Source organism: Synechococcus sp. BS55D (assembly GCF_004332415.1).
Taxonomy (GTDB): Bacteria; Cyanobacteriota; Cyanobacteriia; order PCC-6307; family Cyanobiaceae; genus Synechococcus_C.
In genome coordinates this window covers 77249-96580 of the sequence record NZ_PHQT01000001.1, presented here as the reverse complement: position 1 = coordinate 96580, position 19332 = coordinate 77249, and the positions used below count along the sequence as shown (strand labels likewise).

General features: G+C 64.6%; 18 protein-coding genes. 13 read left to right on the top strand and 5 right to left on the bottom strand.

The window, feature by feature from the left end; all coding sequences use genetic code 11:
- Positions 1 to 9: 9 nt before the first annotated feature.
- Positions 10 to 1086 (bottom strand): UDP-N-acetylglucosamine--N-acetylmuramyl-(pentapeptide) pyrophosphoryl-undecaprenol N-acetylglucosamine transferase, encoded by a 1077-nt coding sequence (locus CWE16_RS00520; protein ID WP_131592133.1) that lies wholly within the window; start codon positions 1084 to 1086, stop codon positions 10 to 12.
- 62 nt (positions 1087 to 1148) lie between these two features.
- Between CWE16_RS00520 and CWE16_RS00515 the strand changes: the two genes are divergently transcribed.
- A complete protein-coding gene (locus tag CWE16_RS00515) occupies positions 1149 to 1889 on the top strand; it encodes a hypothetical protein (RefSeq protein WP_131592131.1) in 741 nt (246 codons plus the stop codon).
- Between the two features lie 21 nt (positions 1890 to 1910).
- Here the strand turns inward: CWE16_RS00515 and CWE16_RS00510 are convergent, their stop codons facing one another.
- Positions 1911 to 2849 carry an NAD(P)-dependent oxidoreductase gene (locus CWE16_RS00510; RefSeq protein ID WP_131592129.1) on the bottom strand — a complete coding sequence of 313 codons (939 nt, stop codon included), beginning with the start codon at positions 2847 to 2849 and terminating at the stop codon, positions 1911 to 1913.
- A gap of 76 nt (positions 2850 to 2925) precedes the next feature.
- Here CWE16_RS00510 and CWE16_RS00505 point away from each other — a divergent pair, with 76 nt between their 5' ends.
- Positions 2926 to 3381, top strand: a complete 456-nt coding sequence (locus CWE16_RS00505) for a hypothetical protein (RefSeq protein WP_201737934.1) — start codon at positions 2926 to 2928, stop codon at positions 3379 to 3381.
- A gap of 50 nt (positions 3382 to 3431) precedes the next feature.
- Here CWE16_RS00505 and CWE16_RS00500 read toward each other — a convergent pair whose 3' ends face one another.
- Positions 3432 to 4640: a phosphoglycerate kinase gene (locus CWE16_RS00500; protein WP_131592127.1), complete on the bottom strand. Its 1209-nt coding sequence runs from the start codon at positions 4638 to 4640 to the stop codon at positions 3432 to 3434.
- Positions 4641 to 4738: 98 nt separating this feature from the next.
- Here CWE16_RS00500 and CWE16_RS00495 point away from each other — a divergent pair, with 98 nt between their 5' ends.
- Genes CWE16_RS00495 through CWE16_RS00485 form a run of 3 tightly spaced genes read left to right on the top strand, consistent with a single transcriptional unit; the run spans position 4739 to position 6989 of the window.
- Positions 4739 to 5122: a universal stress protein gene (locus CWE16_RS00495; RefSeq protein ID WP_131592932.1), complete on the top strand. Its 384-nt coding sequence runs from the start codon at positions 4739 to 4741 to the stop codon at positions 5120 to 5122.
- Positions 5119 to 5985 carry a ribosome biogenesis GTPase YlqF gene (gene ylqF / locus CWE16_RS00490; protein WP_131592125.1) on the top strand — a complete coding sequence of 289 codons (867 nt, stop codon included), beginning with the start codon at positions 5119 to 5121 and terminating at the stop codon, positions 5983 to 5985. Before CWE16_RS00495 ends, ylqF begins: the two co-directional genes overlap by 4 nt.
- Positions 5982 to 6989, top strand: coding sequence for an RluA family pseudouridine synthase (locus tag CWE16_RS00485; protein ID WP_131592123.1), 1008 nt, complete (start codon positions 5982 to 5984; stop codon positions 6987 to 6989). Before ylqF ends, CWE16_RS00485 begins: the two co-directional genes overlap by 4 nt.
- Here the strand turns inward: CWE16_RS00485 and CWE16_RS00480 are convergent.
- Positions 6943 to 8550 carry an ABC transporter ATP-binding protein gene (locus CWE16_RS00480; RefSeq protein WP_131592121.1) on the bottom strand — a complete coding sequence of 536 codons (1608 nt, stop codon included), beginning with the start codon at positions 8548 to 8550 and terminating at the stop codon, positions 6943 to 6945. The two genes, CWE16_RS00485 and CWE16_RS00480, sit on opposite strands and share 47 nt — an antisense overlap.
- A 56-nt stretch (positions 8551 to 8606) precedes the next feature.
- On the opposite strand from CWE16_RS00480, the gene CWE16_RS00475 reads away from it, so the two are divergent.
- From CWE16_RS00475 to CWE16_RS00465, 3 genes are read left to right on the top strand one after another with little or no spacing between them, the layout of a single operon-like run.
- The gene (locus tag CWE16_RS00475) at positions 8607 to 10940 is read left to right on the top strand and encodes a RelA/SpoT family protein (protein WP_131592119.1); all 2334 of its coding nucleotides are present in this window, start codon (positions 8607 to 8609) and stop codon (positions 10938 to 10940) included.
- Positions 10941 to 10958: 18 nt separating this feature from the next.
- Positions 10959 to 12152 (top strand): cyclic nucleotide-binding domain-containing protein, encoded by a 1194-nt coding sequence (locus CWE16_RS00470; protein WP_131592117.1) that lies wholly within the window; start codon positions 10959 to 10961, stop codon positions 12150 to 12152.
- Positions 12118 to 12933 carry a class I SAM-dependent methyltransferase gene (locus CWE16_RS00465; protein WP_131592115.1) on the top strand — a complete coding sequence of 272 codons (816 nt, stop codon included), beginning with the start codon at positions 12118 to 12120 and terminating at the stop codon, positions 12931 to 12933. The genes CWE16_RS00470 and CWE16_RS00465 overlap by 35 nt, the downstream gene beginning before the upstream one ends.
- A 58-nt stretch (positions 12934 to 12991) precedes the next feature.
- Here the strand turns inward: CWE16_RS00465 and CWE16_RS00460 are convergent, their stop codons facing one another.
- Positions 12992 to 13465 (bottom strand): DUF2062 domain-containing protein, encoded by a 474-nt coding sequence (locus tag CWE16_RS00460; RefSeq protein ID WP_131592113.1) that lies wholly within the window; start codon positions 13463 to 13465, stop codon positions 12992 to 12994.
- A gap of 80 nt (positions 13466 to 13545) precedes the next feature.
- Here CWE16_RS00460 and mnmE point away from each other — a divergent pair, with 80 nt between their 5' ends.
- Genes mnmE through CWE16_RS00435 form a run of 5 tightly spaced genes read left to right on the top strand, consistent with a single transcriptional unit; the run spans position 13546 to position 19329 of the window.
- Positions 13546 to 14928, top strand: a complete 1383-nt coding sequence (gene mnmE, locus CWE16_RS00455; protein ID WP_131592111.1) for a tRNA uridine-5-carboxymethylaminomethyl(34) synthesis GTPase MnmE — start codon at positions 13546 to 13548, stop codon at positions 14926 to 14928.
- Positions 14929 to 14974: 46 nt separating this feature from the next.
- Positions 14975 to 15481 carry a TerB family tellurite resistance protein gene (locus CWE16_RS00450; protein ID WP_236629485.1) on the top strand — a complete coding sequence of 169 codons (507 nt, stop codon included), beginning with the start codon at positions 14975 to 14977 and terminating at the stop codon, positions 15479 to 15481.
- Positions 15481 to 16356, top strand: coding sequence for a carboxylating nicotinate-nucleotide diphosphorylase (gene nadC / locus CWE16_RS00445; protein WP_131592930.1), 876 nt, complete (start codon positions 15481 to 15483; stop codon positions 16354 to 16356). The genes CWE16_RS00450 and nadC overlap by 1 nt, the downstream gene beginning before the upstream one ends.
- A 31-nt stretch (positions 16357 to 16387) precedes the next feature.
- Positions 16388 to 18193: an arginine--tRNA ligase gene (gene argS, locus CWE16_RS00440; RefSeq protein WP_131592107.1), complete on the top strand. Its 1806-nt coding sequence runs from the start codon at positions 16388 to 16390 to the stop codon at positions 18191 to 18193.
- Between the two features lie 11 nt (positions 18194 to 18204).
- Positions 18205 to 19329: a pyridoxal phosphate-dependent aminotransferase gene (locus tag CWE16_RS00435; protein WP_131592105.1), complete on the top strand. Its 1125-nt coding sequence runs from the start codon at positions 18205 to 18207 to the stop codon at positions 19327 to 19329.
- The last annotated feature ends 3 nt before the right edge of the window (positions 19330 to 19332 follow it).

Genomic DNA, 19332 nt, shown 5'->3' with positions numbered 1-19332 from the left:
AGCCTGCTGTCAACGCAGCTGCCTCATCAACACCTCCACCAGCCGCTGCTCGGCATCGCGCACCTCCAGCCGTTCCATCCCCTCAGCGAGCTTGATCAGGGGGTCAACGGCGGGATCACAGCCCCGCAGGCGTGGGCCAAGCAGCCGCCAGAGGCAGTCGGCCAGGGCGTGATGCTCCGGCTCGTGCTGATGCACGATCACGGCGGCGCCGAGGGCAGCGGCGCAGGCCGCATTGGCATCTTGGTGCTGGTCTGCTGCCTGGGGAAAGGGCACGAGCACCGTGGGGGAGTGGCACACCGCCAGTTCGCTCAGGCTTCCGGCGCCGGCCCTGCTGATCACCAGATCGGCATGTTGCAGCAACGCGGGGATTGCATCGCTGAAGGGCTGTTCCACCAGGGAGGGGTGCTGGAGGCTTCCCGATTCCGGATCGCTGCTGCCGCTCAGGTGCACCACGCGGCAGCCTGCCGTCAGCAGCCTGGGGAGCACCGCCCTCACCATGCGATTCAGGCCTACGGCTCCTTGGCTGCCGCCCATCACCACCAGGAGTGGGCCAGGACCTTGTGGGACCCAGTCCGGCAAGGTCTGGCGGCAGAGAAACTCCTTGCGTACCGGTGTGCCGGTGACGAGGGCCCGGCAGCCCGGAATGCGCTCAGCTGCCGCAGGCAGACCGACGGCCACCTGGGTGCAGAAGCGTCCGAGCAGCCGAGTGACTCGGCCGGGGACCGCATTGGATTCGTGCAGCACCACCGGCACCCCACACCAGCGGGCCGCAAGGATCGCAGGTGCGGCGATGTAGCCCCCGGTGGTGAAGACCACGCGGCTTCGCTGGCGGCGGATCAGGCGCCGAACGGCGCCACTGGCGGCCAGCAGCTGCACCAGTTGCAGCAGTTTGCGCAGCCCCCGTCCCTGCAGGCCGCCCGCCCGCACGGTCTCCAGTCCATAGCGCTCCGGCACCAGGGTGGTTTCGAGCCGATCGGGCACCCCCAGCCAGCGCACCTGCCAGCTGTCCGGCAGGGCTTCGGCAACGGCCAGGGCGGGAAACAGATGACCGCCGGTGCCGCTGGCGGCGATCAGAAGCCGAGACATGGCAGCGGGCGGCGTTCAAAAGGCGCCTTAACTTAAAGGCAGTGCCGACGAGGTTCAGCCGCGTGTTCCGACCCGCTCTCACCGCCCTCTCGGCCCTGCTGTTGGCCAGTGGCTCCGCCCTGGCGGCAGGCACCCCTCAGCCTGCAAGCCCAGCATCTGGTCTGGTTCAGCGTTTGCAGCAGGCCTTGAATGCTCCGCAGCAGAACGGGCTTGATGCCCTCCTGGCGCCGGAGCAGCAGGGGGTCATTGGCCGTCGCTATCGGCGCTTCGCTGCTGAGTTCCCCGATGCCCGCTGGAGCTTGCGGGCAGGGCAGCCCCTGGCTGATGGTCGCCCGACGTTGAGTGTGGCCGTGAGCGGCACCCGCGAGAAAGATGGCTTGCGTTACACGCTCAAGGCCAGCCAGCAACTGGCCGTCAGCACCCAAGGGGGCTTGATCACCGGCCAGGAGATCCTTCAGGAGGAGTCGGTTCTCACCAGTGCCAGCAAGCCCCTGCCCGTCAGCCTCCTGATTCCCGATGCGGTGCTCACCGGCAGTCGTTACGACGTGGATGTGGTGCTGGATCAGCCCCTCGGTGACGCCTTGCTCGCCGGTGGTCTGATCGGTTTGACCCCGACGCAGGTGGCCGAGCAGCAGAGTCCGGACATCCAGCTCGAGCCCCTGGGCGGTGGTGGTCTGTTCAAATCCGTGCAGGCTCCCTTCCAGCCCGGTTCTCAGACCTGGGCCGCTCTGGTGGTGCACCCGGAGGGAGTGATCACCGTGACCAAGCGGGTGCGGGTGGTGAACGACCGCAGCCAGCTCTGAGCTCCTTCAGGCGCGATTTCGTTACTTAAGCGTTTCGTTTTCGTAACGGTTTTGTGCCTTTGTGGTGCCTGTGTTTCTGGGTAGGGCGCGGCGCAGCGCGGAGACATCCGCATCGCCAAGTCCGTTGTTGATCAGTTCAGCTTCCTGGGCGCGCACGGCTGCGGTGATCGGCAGTTCCAGGCCTGCCGCCTGGGCGGTCTCCAGGGCAATCGAAAGATCCTTGTGGTGCAGGGCCAGCTTGAAGCCCAGTGGGTAGGTGTCGGCGAGCATCGCCCCGGAGCGGTGCTGCAGAGCCCACGATCCAGCCGCCCCGTGTTGCAGGGCGTCCACCACCTGCTCCATCGGCAGCTGCAGGTGCTGTCCCAGGGCGATCGCCTCAGCCACGGCGGCATAGCTGCCGGCCACCAGCACCTGGTTCACCGCTTTCACCTGTTGGCCGCTGCCGACGGCACCGAAGTGGTGAATGGAGCCGCCGATCGCCTCCAGGACCGGCAGGGCTCGTTTCAGATCGGCGTCGCTGCCGCCACAGAGCACGGTGAGTGTGCCGGCTTTCGCTCCTTCCGTGCCTCCGGTGACCGGAGCATCGAGATAGCGCACACCGCGCACCGCCAGGCGTTGCGCCATGGCCTGGGATGTGGCCGGGCTGATGGTGGAGCAGTCGATCACCAGGCTGCCGGTCGTCAGGGCCGGCCCAGCACCGTGCTCCCCCCAGAGCACGGCTTCCACAGCGGCGTCATCGCTCACGCAGAGCAGAAGGGCTCTGCAGCCCTGCACCGTGTCGGCGGGGGTGTCTGCCCCTGGAGCGCCTTGAAGAGCGGGATCGCTCTCGGGGGTTCGGCTCCGGGTATGCACGTGCAGTTCGTAGCCCGCGCGCCGAAGGTTGATGGCCATCGGCAGCCCCAGGGCCCCCAGGCCGATGCAGGCGATAGGGGCTGGGGCCTGCAGGTCAGATTCAGTCATCGTTGGCGGCCGTTCCGGTCAGATCCTGCCCTGCCGATCGCCGCAGCATGAGCGGGTCCTCTTACGGATGGATTCCATGGCGTTCACGACGCGTTGGCAGCAGGCTCAGCGGGTGGCCTGTGCGGCCCTCACGGTCGCTGCCCTGCAACCAGGTCTGGCCTTGGCTGACCCAGAACCGGGGCGTCCCTGGTCGACCCAAGAACAGAATCTCAAGGGGCTCACCGACAGCCAGGAACAGCAGTTGTTTCAGACTCGCCGCGACTGGGAGCTACGCAGCTACGACCAACGCCTGGCCCTGTTGCGTGCACAGCGGCGCTGTCTGGAGCGGGCGCGCACACCCGAGGCCTTTGGCCGCTGCCAGCAGAACCAGCGCCAGGCCCGTCGTCTGCTTCATGCGCAGGGCCGACAGGTGATCAATGCGGAACGTCGCCGTCTGGGCCTGCCGCTGCGCCCTGATCACCAGGGCTGGCGCCGGGCTGAGCAGCACCAGCAAAAAGGCCGCTCCTGGTGGAACGGCCCGCGGGGGAGCTGAAGCTCCTGCTGTCTGATCAAGCAGCTGCTTTCCTCAAGCAGCTCCTTTCTTCAAGCAGCCTCGTCGAGGGCGGCGACGCCGGGCAGCACCTTGCCTTCCAGCAGCTCGAGGCTGGCGCCACCGCCGGTGGAGATGTGGGACATCTTCTCGGCCAGGCCGGCCTTTTCCACTGCGGCCACGGAGTCGCCGCCGCCGATGATCGTGCAGCAGCCTTTGCCGCTCAGTTCGGCCAGGGTCGTGGCAATGGCGTTGGTGCCAGCGGCGAACTTGTCGAACTCAAACACGCCCATGGGGCCATTCCAGATCACGGTCTGGCAGTCGGCCAGGGCCTCCTGGAACACCTTGATCGAATCGGGGCCGATGTCGAGGCCCATCCAACCGTCGGGGATTGCGTCGATCGCAGTCACCTGGCTGTTGGCATCGGGAGCGAAGTTGTCCGCCAGCACCACATCGGTGGGCAGCAGCAGCTGCACGCCCTTGGCAGCGGCCTTGGCCTCCAGCTCCTTGGCCAGCTCCAGCTTGTCGTCTTCCACCAGGCTCTTGCCCACGGCGAGGCCGCGGGCCTTGTAGAAGGTGAAGATCATGCCGCCGCCGATCAGCACCTTGTCGCACTTGTCGATCAGGGCTTCGAGCACGCCGATCTTGGAGCTCACCTTGGAGCCACCGACGATGGCAGCGAGGGGGCGCTTGGGCTCATCCACAGCACCCTGCAGGTACTGGAGCTCCTTCTCCATCAGGAAGCCGGCGACGGAAGGCTTCAGGAACTTGGTCACACCCTCGGTGGAGGCGTGAGCCCGGTGGGCGGCGCCGAAAGCGTCGTTCACATACACATCGGCTAGGCCAGCCAGGGATTCGGCGAAACCGGCTTCGTTCTTCTCTTCCTCAGCGAAGAAACGCACGTTCTCCAGCAGCACCACATCGCCATTGCCCATGGCGCCCACCTTGGCTTCGGCATCGGGGCCGATGCAGCTCTCGGTCTTGACCACAGGCTTGCCGAGCAGCTCGCTCAGGCGTGCGGCCACGGGTGTCAGACGCATGGCCTCGTTCACCTGGCCCTTCGGACGGCCGAAGTGAGCGGAAAGGATCACCTTGGCGCCCTTGCCGATCAAATCGTTGATGGTGGGCAGGGCAGCGCGGATGCGGGTGTCATCGGTGATGGCGCCGGCATCGTTGAGAGGCACGTTGAAGTCAACCCGCACAAGCACGCGTTTGCCGCTGAGGTCGGTGCCGGAGAGGCTGGCCAGGGAACGCTTCGCCATGGGGTTGTGTCGTGCGGTAAGAAAACGGGGTGACATTAACCCGAGTTCCGCAGCACTCGCTAGGACTGGCCTGAAAGGTCTGCATCGGGATGGCCGTTATGTTCAGCACCGTTCTGTTTCCGATTGATCAGAGCCGCCAGGCGATCGAAACCGCCGGCAAGGCCCTGGAACTGGCCCAGAGCCATGGCAGTCGCCTGATCGTGCTGTCTGTGGTGCAGCCTGAGCGGCCCGAGATGCATGACCCTGCGGCTGTGGCCGTGCTGCTCGAGCAGGCTCGCCAACGTTTTGCGGATGCAGGCCTCGATTGCGAGGTGATCGAGCGGGAGGGCAAGCCGGCCTTTGTGATCTGTGATGTGGCCGACGAGTTGAATGTGGATGTGATCGTGATGGGCACCCGCGGCGTGAATCTGGACACAGACACCGAAAGCACCGCCGCACGGGTGATTCAGCTCGCCCCTTGCCCTGTGTTGGTCGTGCCGTGAGTTCCCCCCCGATTCAGTGGTACCCAGGCCATATCGCCAAGGCGGAGCAGCAGCTCAAGCGCAATCTCGACAAGGTGGATCTGGTGATCGAGGTGCGCGATGCCCGGATCCCTCTGGCCACCGGCCACCCCCACCTCAATCGCTGGATCACGGGCAAGCAGCACCTGCTGGTGATTAATCGACGCGACATGGTCACCGCTGAGGCGCGCGAGGCCTGGCAGCAGTGGTTCAAGGGACAGGGGCAGAGCACGGTCTGGTGTGATGCCAAGGCCGGAACGGGTGTGAAACAGCTCCAGCAGGCAGCGATCCGCGCCGGCGATCAGCTGAATGAACGACGCCGCAACCGAGGAATGCGTCCTCGGCCGGTGCGGGCCCTCACGCTCGGCTTCCCGAATGTGGGGAAATCGGCGCTGATCAATCGTCTGGTGAAGCAGAAGGTGGTCGCCAGTGCCCGCCGTGCTGGGGTCACCCGCACCCTGCGCTGGGTGCGTTTAGGGCAGGACTTGGATCTGCTCGATGCCCCCGGCGTGCTGCCGCCGCGGCTGGATGACCAGCGAGCGGCGCTGCACCTGGCTCTCTGTGATGACATCGGTCAGGCCGCCTATGACGGTGAACTCGTCGCGCAAGCGTTTCTGCGTCTGTTGGCGGCGCTGGAGCAGCGCCAGGGCTCCGGGGTGTCTCTGACACTGCTGGAGTCGCGTTACGGCATCCCGCTGGCTGGGGACACGGCTGATCCAGCCCTCTGGATGCAGGCCGCTGCAGAGCGTCACACCTCGGCCGACACGGCGCGGATGAGCCAGCGCCTGATGGATGACTTTCGCAAGTCGGTCCTTGGCAGCATTGCCCTGGAGTTGCCGGTTTGAGGCCTCCGCTGCCCGAGGAGGTCTTCACTCAGGCCTTCGGCGAAGGGGAGGGCGAGCTGGTGTCGCTCACCTATCCCAAGCCCCTGCCGATGCGTCTGGATCGCTGGTTGGTGAGCCAGCGATCCGAGCAGAGCCGGGCCCGGATTCAGAAGTTCATTGACGCTGGCTTCGTGCGGGTGAACGGCCAGACCGGCAAGGCCAAGACCCCCCTGCGCCAGGGCGATGAGGTGCAGCTGTGGATGCCACCGCCGGAACCGCTGCCTTACCTGAAGCCGGAACCGATGGATCTCGATGTGCTCTTTGAAGACGAGCACCTGATCGTGATCAACAAACCGGCGGGGCTCACGGTGCATCCGGCACCGGGTAACAAAGACGGCACGCTGGTGAATGGTTTGCTTCACCACTGCCCCGATCTACCGGGGATCAGCGGCAAGCTCAGGCCGGGCATCGTGCATCGGCTCGACAAGGACACCACCGGTTGCATCGTGATCGCCAAATCCCAGGAGGCGTTAGTGAAGCTTCAGGTGCAGATCCAGAAACGGATCGCGTCTCGGGAGTACCTCGCGGTGGTGCATGGGGTGCCCCAGGGAGATTCCGGCACGATCGTTGGCGCCATCGGTCGCCATCCAGCGGATCGCAAGAAATATGCGGTGGTGAGCGGAGAGAGCGGGCGTTATGCCTGCACCCACTGGAGCCTGCTGGAGCGGTTGGGGGATTACTCGTTGCTGCGTTTCAAGCTCGACACCGGCCGCACCCACCAGATCCGGGTGCATTGCGCTCACATGAACCATCCGGTGGTGGGGGACCCCACCTACAGCCGCTGCCGCAAATTACCGATCGAGCTTCCGGGCCAGGCGTTGCACGCCTTTCAACTCGGCCTCGACCATCCGATTACGCGGGAGCGGATGCTGTTTGAGGCGCCGTTGCCGGCCGTGATGGAGAAGCTGTTGGCGGTGCTCAGGCGGCGGGTAGGCGGGGACACGCCGCCACCAGCTTTCGGGTGATTGCCGCTTCCGGTGCTTGCAGCACCTGATCACCGCGGCCTTCCTCCACGATCTTGCCTTTGTCGAGCACGATCACCCGGTGGCAGAACCCACTGGCCACGGAGAGGTCGTGGGTGATGAACAGCATCGCGACTCCAAGGCGGGCCTGCAGACCGCGCAGCAGCATGAGCACTTCAGCCTGGATCTCGGCATCGAGCATGCTCACGCTCTCATCGCAGATCAGCACCCGTGGGTCGAGGGCGAGGGCCCGGGCGATGGCCACCCGCTGTTGCTGGCCGCCGGAGAGCTGCCGGGGCCGACGGTTCTGAAACTCTTCGGCCGGAGTCAGGCCCACCAGTTCCAGCAGCTCCCGGGCCCGTTCCCGTGCGGCTGCCGGTTTCGCTAAGCCGTGGATGAGCAGCGGATCAGCGATGGCATCGACCACGCGCATGGCCGGATTCAGGCAGGCCAAGGGGTCTTGGAACACCATCTGGATCGAACGCCTCGCCAGTTGCTCCTGGGGGCCGCGCAGGCGCAACAGCTCCTGCCCGTTGAGCCACACCTGCCCGCCCCGAATCGGATTCAGGCCCATGAGGGCGCGGCAGAGCGTGCTCTTGCCACAGCCCGAGCCGCCGACCACACCGAGGGATTCCCCCGCCTGCAGCGCAAAGCTCACCCCATCCACCGCTTTGAGCCAGTGGGGTGCCCAGGGTGGCCCCCCCAGGTTGTGCCAGCAGCGCAGGTTCTCCACGCGGAGCAGCAGTCGGCTCTCTGGTGCTGCCGGGGTCTGCCCTCCCTCCCGTTGGCGTGCTGCCGCCACCAAACGCTGGCCCACGTCGGACCGGGGCTCTGTCAGCACGGTGAGGCTGCTGTTGAGCTCCGCCACCCGCCCCTGATCGAGCACGGCCATCCGTTCACACCACCTGTTGGCCATCGCCAGGTCGTGGCTGATCAGCAGCAAGGCGCTTCCCCGCTCTGCACAAAGCGTCTGCAGAGCGCCCATGACCTGGTTCGCCACGGCCACATCCAGGCTGGTGGTGGGTTCATCGGCAATGACCAGCGGCGGATCAAGGGCCATGGCCAGAGCGATCGCCAGGCGCTGGCGCATGCCACCGCTGAATTCATGGGGGTAGGCGCCGAAGCGTTCGGCTCCGATGCCCACCGCTTCCAGCAGCTGTTCGGCCCGGTTGCGCCGTTTTGTGGATGGAGTGGCCGGCCTGTGGGCTCTGAGGGTGTCGAGGAGGTGATTCCCCACCGTCATCAACGGATTGAGGCGGGTCATCGGGTCCTGAAAGACCAGGCCCACCGCTTCGCCGCGTAGCTGCCGGAGTGCTGAGCGGCCCAGCGTTCTGGGGTCCTGACCCTGCAATTTCAGGCCGCCGAGGCACTGGCTTCCGGCCGGCAGCAGCTGGAGCACAGCTCTGGCGACGGTGCTTTTCCCGCAGCCGGAGGGGCCCACCAGGGCGAGGCGCTCCCCCGGCTCCAGCTCAAGGTCCAGCCCATCCAGGGTCCAGCGATCACTGCTCGGGTAGCGCAGCCTCAACTGCTTGAGCTCCAGCACCAACCCAGAACCGCTGGACATCAATGGCAGCACAGGGGCACCCGACTCAATACCATGGATTGACCCTGCCGGGTCGGATGCTGAACGTCACCTCTGCGCCGGAACCGACACAGACCGATGCGGTCAGTGCAGCAGAGGGGTGCGACCAGCCTGTGCCAAGGGTGCATCCGATCCGCACGATCGAGGATTACGGCATCGACCTGCCCGACTGGCTGCGGGAGTGTCTCACCCATGTGCCCCCTGGCGAGGGATACAGCTGCCCGACCGACCCCGAAGCGCTTCTGGCGGCAGCGTTTGATTTCGCGTTCCAGTTGCATCAGGGTCAGTTCCGCGCCAGCGGCGACCCCTACATCGTGCATCCGGTGGCCGTGGCCGACTTGCTGCGCGATATCGGTGCCAGTGCGCCAGTGATCGCCGCCGGCTTCCTCCATGACGTGGTGGAAGACACCGATCTGACTCCCGCACAGCTCGAAAATCATTTCGGCGCCGAGGTGCGTGAGCTGGTGGAGGGTGTCACCAAGCTGGGGGGACTTCACTTCACCAACCGCACCGAAGCTCAGGCGGAGAACCTGCGCAAGATGTTCTTGGCGATGGCCAGCGATATCCGCGTGGTGCTGGTGAAGCTGGCGGATCGTCTGCACAACATGCGCACCCTCGGGTCGCTCAAGGAGGAGAAGCGTCAGCGCATTGCCCGGGAAACCCGGGAGATCTATGCCCCCTTGGCCAATCGTCTTGGCATCGGTCGCTTCAAATGGGAACTGGAAGACCTGGCCTTCAAGTTGCTGGAGCCGGAAGCCTTCCGGGAGATCCAGCAGCAGGTGGCCACCAAGCGCAGCGAGCGTGAGGAACGCCTTGGGGTGACCGTGCAACTGCTCAGCGATCGTCTGGCGGCTGTGGGCCTTGGCAGCTGTGAGGTGAGCGGTAGACCGAAACACCTCTATGGCATCTGGAGCAAGATGCAGCGGCAGCAGAAGGCATTCCACGAGATCTACGACGTGGCCGCCCTGCGCATCATCACGCCCAATGTGGAGAGCTGCTATCGGGCCCTGGCCGTGGTGCACGACACCTTTCGGCCGATCCCCGGACGCTTCAAGGACTACATCGGCCTTCCTAAGCCCAACGGCTATCAGTCGCTGCACACAGCGGTGATCGGCCGGCATCGGCCGATCGAGGTGCAGATCCGCACTCTGGAGATGCACCAGGTCTCGGAGTTCGGCATTGCGGCGCACTGGAAATACAAAGAGGGGGGGTCACCGGCGGCTGGCGGAGATACCGAACGGTTCAACTGGCTGCGGCAACTGGTCGACTGGCAGCAGGAGGGGGGCGCCGATGATCACAACGACTACCTGGCGTCGATCAAGGAAGATCTCTTCGACGAAGAGGTCTTCGTGTTCACTCCCAAGGGCGATGTGGTCGGCCTGCGCAAGGGATCCACGGCGGTGGACTTCGCGTTCCGGATTCACTCCGAGGTGGGTAATCACTGCCATGGCGTGAGGATCAACGATCGCCTCTGCCCTCTCTCAACACCGCTGCAGAACGGTGATTTCGTCAACATTCTCACCAGTAAAACCGCTCACCCCAGCCTCGATTGGCTCAATTTCGTGGCTACGCCAACGGCGCGCAATCGCATCCGCCAGTGGTACAAGCGCAGCCATCGCAATGAAACGATTCAGCGCGGCAAGGAGCTGCTGGAGCGGGAGCTGGGGCGGAGCGGTTTGGATGCCTTGCTCAACAGCGAGGCGATGACCCGTGTCGCCGAGCGTTGCAACCTGCACAGCACCGACGATTTGCTTGCGGCCCTCGGTTTCGGCGCCGTCACCCTTCACCAGGTGCTCAACAGGCTCCGGGAGGAAATTCGTCTCCAATCCGCGGCGGAGACCCAGCCCCTCAGCAATGAGGATGTGGCTCGCAAGTTGGTGGAACAGGCGGAATCAGCGCCGGCACGCCATGACCATGGCGATGCCGTGCCGATCCTCGGCTTGGAGGGTCTTGATTACCGCCTGGGCGGTTGCTGCAGCCCGCTCCCGGGTGAAGCGATCGTGGGCACGGTGGCCCTTGGCAACCATGGGATCACCATTCACAGGCAAGAATGCGCCAACGTGGAGGCAATTCCCAGCGAACGACGATTGCCTGTGCGCTGGAACCCGGCGAATGCCCGCAATCGTCAGCGCTTCCCCGTGCAGTTGCGCATCGAGGTGATCGATCGGGTCGGCATCCTCAAAGACATCCTGATGCGCCTGTCGGATGGATCGATCAACGTCAGCGATGCCCGTGTGAAAACGGCCTATGGCAAACCGGCCCGCATCGATTTGCGAGTGGAGCTGGCCAGCGCAGACCTGTTGCAGCGCACCATGGATCAGATCCGCTCCATGGCGGATGTGCTCGATATCGCGCGGACCGGGCAGAGCTGATCGCCAGGAGATAGGACCTTGACCGATCAGCACACCAGCGTGTCGCTCGCCATTTCGGAGGCCGAGCGTCAGGAGGTTTTTCGCTTTCGTTACGCGGTGTATGTGGAGGAGATGGGCAAGTCTCCACCGGATGCCAACCATGACCGCCGCGAGCTCATGGATCGGTTTGATGCCAGTGCCAGCCTCTATGTTCTCCGCGATGGCGAAGGTGCTCTGGTCGGCACGCTTCGTTTCAATCGCCTTGAAGCCCTGGCGTCGGCCCTGGAAGCCTTGCGCCCAATTGCACTGGACTTTCTGCTTGAGCAGGCCCCCCTCGCTGCGCTGTCCTACACCTCCAGGCTGATGCTCCGCGCCGACTGGCGCGGTGGTGGCTCCCTTGGTTTGTTGTTCAACCGTTGCTTTGCCGATGCCCTTGAGCAGGGCATCCGTTTTGATCTCTGCCACGCCCATCCCGGATTGATCGAGCTGTATGAGCAGCTGGGGTATCGCCGGTTCTGTGCCGGCATCGCCTGGCCTGGTGTGGGGTATCAGGTGCCGATGTTGCTGGCCCTCCGCGATCGCGATCATCTGCGCCGTAGTCGTTCTCCCCTGTTGCGCCATCCGGCTCTTGCGCAATGCGCCGATGCACAGGCCGATGGGATTTGGCTCGATCAACAGTCTCAGAGTTATTGGGGACTGAACCATCGCCTGGTGGATCCCGATCGATTCTGGGAGCTGGCTGGCGATGCCCTGCGTCAGCCGGGCCAGGGGCTGCCGCTTCTCCAGGAGTTGAGCGATGAGCAGTCCCGTCGTCTGCTGAAAACCGGCACCGTGCTGCAGTGTGCCGCTGGAGATTGCATCGTTTCGGAAGGGGAGCCTCGGCAGGATCTGTTTGTGGTGATGGAGGGCTTTGCCGAGGTGAGTCGGCAGCATCAGGGGCAACGGTTTGGGCTTGCTGTGCTCAAGCCCGGCGATGTGTTCGGAGAGATGGGCTTCCTCGGCCGCAGGCAGCGCAGTGCTGATGTGGTGGCGGCCACGGACATGCGGGTGCTGGTGCTCACTCAGGCCTTTCTGAACAAAGCGCTGCGCACCCAACCGGATGCCATGGCGCTCGTGCTGCGTAACCTGGCGTTGGTGCTGTCGGAACGCCTTTCCAGCACAACGGAACGCCTACTTCAGCTCAGCTGGGATGCCCCTGATGACGACTACTCCCAACGCCGCCGGCTCCTATGACTTCACCGCCCTCGGTGACGAGAGTGGTGAACTGGAGCGGCTTCAGCTTCAGGCTCAGCGCTCGGCCCAGCTCGAACTGCAGCTGCTCGAGAGGATGGGGTTGGCGGATGACCAGGTTGTGCTCGATCTGGCCTGCGGCCCTGGGGTGATCAGCCGATTGATCGCCCAGGCCCATCCCAATTCGCGGGTCACGGCCATGGATCTAAACGGTGAGTTGCTCGCTGCCGCCCGCGAAGAAGCGGCGACTGCGGGGTTGGCGTCGATTCGTTTTCTACAGGGCGATGTGTATGCCCCTCCCCTCGAGCAGGGGCAGTTTGATTTCATCTATGCCCGGCTGCTGTTCCAGCACCTTGAAAAGCCGTTGCAGGCTCTGGAGGCGATCCGAGCTCTGCTGAAGCCTGGTGGTGTGCTCTGCATTTTTGATATTGACGACAGCTGGTTGACGTTGGTCCCCGAACCGGAGGGCTTCGCGACCTTCACGACGCATGCGGCTCGTGCCCAGGAACGGCGCGGTGGTAATCGCCAGATCGGCCGCCAGCTTGGTCGCCTGCTGGAGGAGAGCGGCTACGACTCGGTTGACGTGCATGTGGAGACGGTGACGTCAAGACAGCTCGGGATGCGGGCGTTTCTCGATATCACGCTCGGATTCAAACGCCTGTTGCTCGAGGGAGAGGAACTTGAAGCGGCTCGCGCCACGTTGGAGGCTGCTGATGCCCTAGTGGACGATCCCAGGGCCTGGGCTTTTGTGGGTGTGTTCCTCGCCCGGGGTGTGCGCCCCTGAGCCATAGCCGGCCTGGAATGAACAGGCAACCAAGTCGTAGCTGAGTCAGTGCTGAGCTTTACGGATGACTTGTTGTTTTGGCGGAGACCTGATTCCGTCGAAACGCGAGGAATGCCAGCACTCCCATCAGGATCGCCAGCACGGTGGCCACCACGGCTGAACCAAGCAGGAGGCGGGAGCTGAAGCCCCAGCCCTGCTCCCAAAGCGTGCTGCGACTGATGCTGTTCAGGGCAGGACCTTGACCGTTCCCAATGAGCGCATCACCCACCTGGTAGTTGAACCAGTAGAGGGGCACGTAGGTGAAGGGGTTGCTGATCAAGGTGGCAGCGGCGGCCAGAAGATGGTTGCCCCGCAGTAAGGACGCCACACCCACGCTGAGGATGATTTGCAGCCCGAAGAAGGGAAAGCAGCCGCAGAAGACGCCAGCGCTCACACCACGGGCCCGCTGTCCTGGCGTGCCTTCCTGGTCCCAGATCCAGATGATCGCTCGTCTCACTCTGGATTGCACATCCTTCAGGAGCATCTGGGCCATGGGTGCAGTCCGTCGCCTGCGGAGAAGGGTTTGGCTTGCGATCGTAGAGAGGAGAGAGCTGAAACCGGCCCAACGCGCCAATGTCTGAGAGCAGCTCTGGTCCGGACACCATTGCAGCCGTCGCGACGGCTGTGGCCCCGGGGCAGGGTGGCATCGCGGTGATCCGTCTCTCGGGGCCCCAGGCTCAGGCGGCTGTGCGCGCCGTGACTCGCATTCCCGGCCCCCAGCTCTGGGAGAGCCATCGGGTGCTCTACGGCCACGTGCTCGCCGCTGACGGCGAGGAGCGGATTGATGAGGTGCTGCTGCTCTTGATGCTGGCGCCTCGCAGTTTCACCGCTGAAGACGTGGTGGAGATCCATTGCCACGGGGGTGTGATCGCTGTCCAGCGTGTTCTGGCCAGGGTGCTGGAACAGCCCGGGGTGCGCCGGGCCCTGCCGGGAGAGTTCAGCCAGCGCGCGGTGCTGAACGGTCGCCTGGATCTGACCCGGGCTGAAGCGATCAGTGATCTGGTGGCGGCGCGCAGTCAGCGGGCAGCGCAGCTGGCGATGGCCGGCGTGGACGGGGGGATTCAGCAACGGATCACGGCCCTGCGGGAACGACTTCTGGATCAGCTCAGTGAGCTGGAGGCGCGGGTGGATTTCGAGGAGGATCTGCCGCCTCTTGATGGCGCCGCGTTGCTCGCGGAGCTGCAGGCTGTGCGCGCTCAGCTGCTGCAGTTGGTGGCGGATGCTGAACGGGGCGCTGTCCTTCGCAGTGGCCTGCGGGTGGCCCTGGTGGGACGTCCGAATGTGGGCAAGAGCTCCTTGCTGAATCGGCTTAGCCGTCGGGAGCGGGCGATCGTGACCGACCTACCCGGCACCACCCGTGATCTGCTGGAGAGCGAGATCGTGCTGGAGGGGGTGCCGATCACCCTGCTCGATACCGCTGGCATCCGGGCGACGAGCGATGCGGTGGAGCAGCTCGGTATCGCCCGAAGTCATGACGCCCTGGCCAGTGCTGATCTGGTGCTGCTCCTCTTTGACCTGAGCGCGGGCTGGACGCCTGAGGATGAGGCGCTGCGGCAACGCATCCCCGCCGCTGTGCCCCATCTGCTGGTGGGCAACAAGGTGGATCTTGCTGGCACGGACACCCCGGTGCGGCTGACTGGCTCTGCAGCCGACATCCGTCTCAGTGCCAGTACAGGAGCTGGGGAGGCTGAGTTGGTGCAGGCCATGCTGGAGCGTTGTGGAGCCCTGACAGATGGCTCCCTGCTGCTTTCCCTGAACCAGCGCCAGGCGGATCTGGCTCAGGAGGCCGCCGATGCCCTGGCCCGCAGTGATCAGGTGGCGACCGAGGGGCTGCCCTGGGACTTCTGGACGATCGATTTGCGTCAGGCAATTCACAGCCTGGGTGAAATCACCGGGGAGGAGCTCACCGAATCAGTGCTGGATCGGATCTTTTCCCGGTTCTGCATCGGCAAGTGAGGGCCGCTGGGCTCTCAGAATGAAGGCCTATCGCTCGGTGTGTCCGGTGACTGATCCCCTGGCTGGCCTCAACCCCGCGCAACAGGCTCAGTTGAAGTTGTTGTGTTGGGTGGCGAGTGTGGATGGGGAGGTGGCCCCGGAAGAGAGGGCCCTGCTGGGCAAGCTGTCGGCCCGCCTGTTGCCGCAGGTGGATCCCGAGGATGCGCTGGCGGCTTTGCAGGCTGAACAGGCCTCGGATCTGGAGGCCTGGGTCGGCCAGCTCCAGGACAAGGATGTGCGCATCGAGATGGTGTCTCTCGCTTATCAGATGGCGTGCAGCAGTCAGGGGCCAGAGGATGACAGTGCCATCAACGCCGCTGAGCGGGTCGCTTACCGACGCCTGCTGGAGGCTCTCAACCTTTCCGATGACCAGGTGCAAGAGGCCGAATGGGCCGCCCGTCAGGCTCTTCAGGAGACGCCGGCCTTGATGGACCGTCTGAACCAGCTCCTGTTTGGCTGGGGGGCCTGGCCCTCGATCGAAGCCCTGGAAGCCTCTGGCACCAGTTGGCTCTGATGGTGGCACCTTTGTTGATCACCCCGCAGCTACGCGCGCAGCTGGAGGCCTGGCTGATGGAGGACCTCGGCCGCGGCGATCTCACAGCTCCAGCACTTCATGGCTGCCATGGTGTTGCTCACTGGGTCGCCAAGGCTGAGGGGCGTTTCTGCGGTGGTGTGCTGGTGGAGCCATTGCTGTGCCTGCTCGACCCTGCGGCTCGGGTGCGGCTGCTGGTGGAGGAGGGAGAGCTGGTCAAGCCTGGGCAGCGTGTGCTCGAACTGGACGCTGAGGCCCAGGCGCTGGTGGCGATGGAGCGCACGGCCCTGAACCTGGCCATGCGCCTCTCCGGGATTGCCACGGCCACCGCAGCACTGGTCGCCCAGCTGAAGGGCTCAGGTGTGCAGTTGGCGGATACCCGCAAAACCACGCCAGGGCTGCGGGTTTTGGAGAAATACGCCGTGCGTTGCGGCGGTGGTTTGAACCACCGCATGGGTTTAGACGATGCAGCGATGCTCAAGGAAAACCACCTGGCCTGGGCTGGGGGGGTGGAGGCGGCGATGGCGGCTGTGCGCGCCTCGGCCCCCTGGCCGGCGCCTGTGATTGTGGAAGCGGAAACCGAGATGGAAGCGATCGCGGCCGTGCGGGCCGGCGCCGATGGGGTGTTGTTGGATGAGTTCAGCCCGGAGGAGCTGAAGGTGTTGGTGCCTCGACTGCGGGACGAGGCGCGTGCTCGCCCCGGTGCGGCACCGGTGGTGCTGGAGGCCTCAGGGATCCAGCCGGATGCGCTCGCGGCCTATGCGGCCAGCGGTCTTGATCTGATCTCCACCAGTGCACCCGTGACGCGCAGCAGCTGGCTGGATCTGAGCATGCGTTTCACCCTCGCCGGGGGATGATCAGAGCCAGGCCCTGCCCCATTCCCCTTCCATGCTGCGCATCGCCCACACCCTGGAGACCCAGCTGCGCGAAGCGATCGAGCGGGCGTTTCCAGCAGCGGCAGCACAAGCGCGTGAGGACGGGCGGCCGCTCGACCCCCAGCTGGCCCCGGCCAGCAAGCCGGAGTTCGGTGACTTTCAGGCCAACGGTGCCCTGCCCCTGGCGAAACCCCTGAAGCAGGCGCCCCGGCAGATCGCCACCGCGATCGTGGAGCAGCTCCAGACAGACCCCGGCTTCACCGATCTCTGCCTGGAGCCCCAAATTGCGGGCCCTGGGTTCATCAATCTCACCCTTCGCCCTGAGCAGCTGGCGTCGGAGGTGGTCACCCGGCTCGGTGATCCCCGCCTGGGCGTTCCGCCGGTGGAGAGCTCGGCACCGGTGGTGGTGGATTTTTCCAGCCCCAACATTGCCAAGGAGATGCATGTGGGCCATTTGCGCTCCACGATCATTGGCGACTCGTTGGCGCGGGTGCTCGAGTTCCGTGGCCATCCGGTGCTGCGTCTCAACCATGTGGGCGACTGGGGCACTCAGTTCGGGATGCTGATCACCCATCTCAAGCAGGTGGCGCCAGCCGCTCTGGAGACTGCTGATGCGGTGGACCTCGGCGACCTGGTGGCCTTCTATCGCGAGGCCAAGAAGCGCTTTGATGACGATGAGACGTTTCAGATCACCTCCCGCGAGGAGGTGGTGAAACTGCAGGGCGGTGACCCGGTATCGCTGAAGGCTTGGGGACTGCTCTGCGATCAGTCCCGTCGTGAATTCCAGAAGATTTACGACCGACTCGACATTCGCTTGAGCGAGAGGGGTGAGTCCTTCTACAACCCGTATCTGCCGGCTGTGCTTGAAGGCCTGCAAGAGGCGGCGCTCCTGGTGACCGACAACGGCGCCCAATGCGTGTTTCTGGAGGGCGTGAGCGGCAAGGACGGCAAACCGCTGCCAGTGATCGTGCAGAAGAGTGATGGGGGCTTCAATTACGCCACCACCGACCTGGCGGCGATTCGCTACCGCTACGCAGCAGGGCCGGATGGTGATGGTGCTCGCCGCGTGATTTATGTGACCGATGCCGGCCAGGCCAATCACTTCGCGGGTGTGTTTCAGGTGGCCCGCCGTGCGGGTTGGATCCCCGAGGACGGACGTCTGGAACATGTGCCCTTTGGGTTGGTGCAGGGCGACGATGGCAAGAAGCTCAAGACCAGGGCTGGCGACACGGTTCGCCTGCGCGATTTGCTTGATGAAGCTGTCGAGCGGGCCGAAGCCGACCTGCGTCGTCGCCTCGAGGAAGAGGGCCGCAGCGAGGACGAGGCGTTCATCCAGGATGTGGCCACCACGGTGGGACTAGCGGCGGTGAAATACGCCGATCTCAGCCAGAACCGAATCACCAACTATCAGTTCAGCTTTGATCGGATGCTGGCGCTGCAGGGCAATACGGCGCCCTATTTGCTCTATGCGGTGGTGCGCATCGCGGGGATTGCCCGCAAGGGTGGTGATCTGGAAGCCTCCGCCGCCTCAGAGGCGGGCAGCTTGAGCTTCAGCGAGCCCCAGGAGTGGGCTCTGGTGCGGGAGTTGCTGAAATTTGATGCCGTGATCGCCGAGGTGGAGGAGGAGTTGCTGCCCAATCGTCTCTGCAGCTACCTGTTTGAGCTCAGCCAGGTGTTCAACCGTTTTTACGACCAGGTGCCGGTGCTCAAGGCCGAAGGGGCCACACTCCGCTCCCGGTTGGCCCTGTGCAGGCTCACGGCCGATACGTTGAAGTGCGGCCTAGGACTGTTGGGCATTGCCACCCTGGAGCGGATGTGAGCGACACCTCGATGTCCAGGCAGCAACGGCAAGAGGGTCCTGCAGCGCGTCCCGACGTGGAGCGGCTGAAGGCTTACAGCGCTCCTCTTGAAGGTCGGCGGGGTTTGTTGAGACTCGACTTCAATGAGAACACGGTTGGTCCCAGCCCGAAGGTGCTGGAGGCGATCCGGGCCATTCCCGCCGATCACATGGCCATCTATCCCGAGTACGACGGTCTGCGGGAGGCCTTGATGGCCAATCTGGCGGCCTCGTCTTCGGGTTTGCGTGTTCCACTGGCCGTTGATCAGATCGGTCTCTTCAACGGGGTGGATGCGGCGATCCATGCCGTCATCCATGCCTATGGCGCCTCCGGTGACACGCTGCTCACCACGAGTCCCACCTTCGGTTACTACGCCCCTTGCGCTGCCATGCAGGGGATGACGATCGAGGCGATCCCCCATGGCATGCCTGGGTTCGTCTTTCCGCTGGATGCCATCCGTTCGGCCTTAGGTCGGAAGCCGCGGATCCTGATGCTCTGCAATCCGAATAACCCCACGGGTACCCGTCTCGCGGCGGGTCAGGTGCTGGCGCTGGCGGCTGCTGCCCCTGACACGTTGGTGGTGGTGGATGAGCTCTATGAGGCATTCACCGGCGACAGTGTGTTGCCGAGCGCCGATTTCGCCGCCACTCCCAATCTGCTGGTGTTGCGCTCCCTGGCCAAGACGGCGGGTCTGGCTGGCCTGCGCATCGGTTTTGCGATCGGTCATGCCGCTGTGGTGGATCGCGTCAGTCGGGTCACTGGTCCCTATGACGTGAATAGCGTGGCGGTCACCGCTGCTTTCGCTGCCCTTCGGGACCAGGCTTATACCGATGCCTATGTGGCCGAGGTGACACGGGCCCGTAACTGGATCGTCTCGGAGTTGACACGATCTGGTGTGTCTTTCCACGCAGCTGGAGGGAACTATTTCTTGATCTGGCCGCAGCGGGCCGTTGCGGAGGTGGAGGCGGAGTTGCGCGCGGCAGGGATCCTGGTGCGATCGATGGCGGGTAAGCCCCAGATCGACGGTTCTCTGCGGGTCAGCATCGGTACCACCCAGCAGATGCAGCACTTTTGGGAAGTGTATGTCTCCTTGACCGCTCCAGGCCCCCGTCCCTGAAGG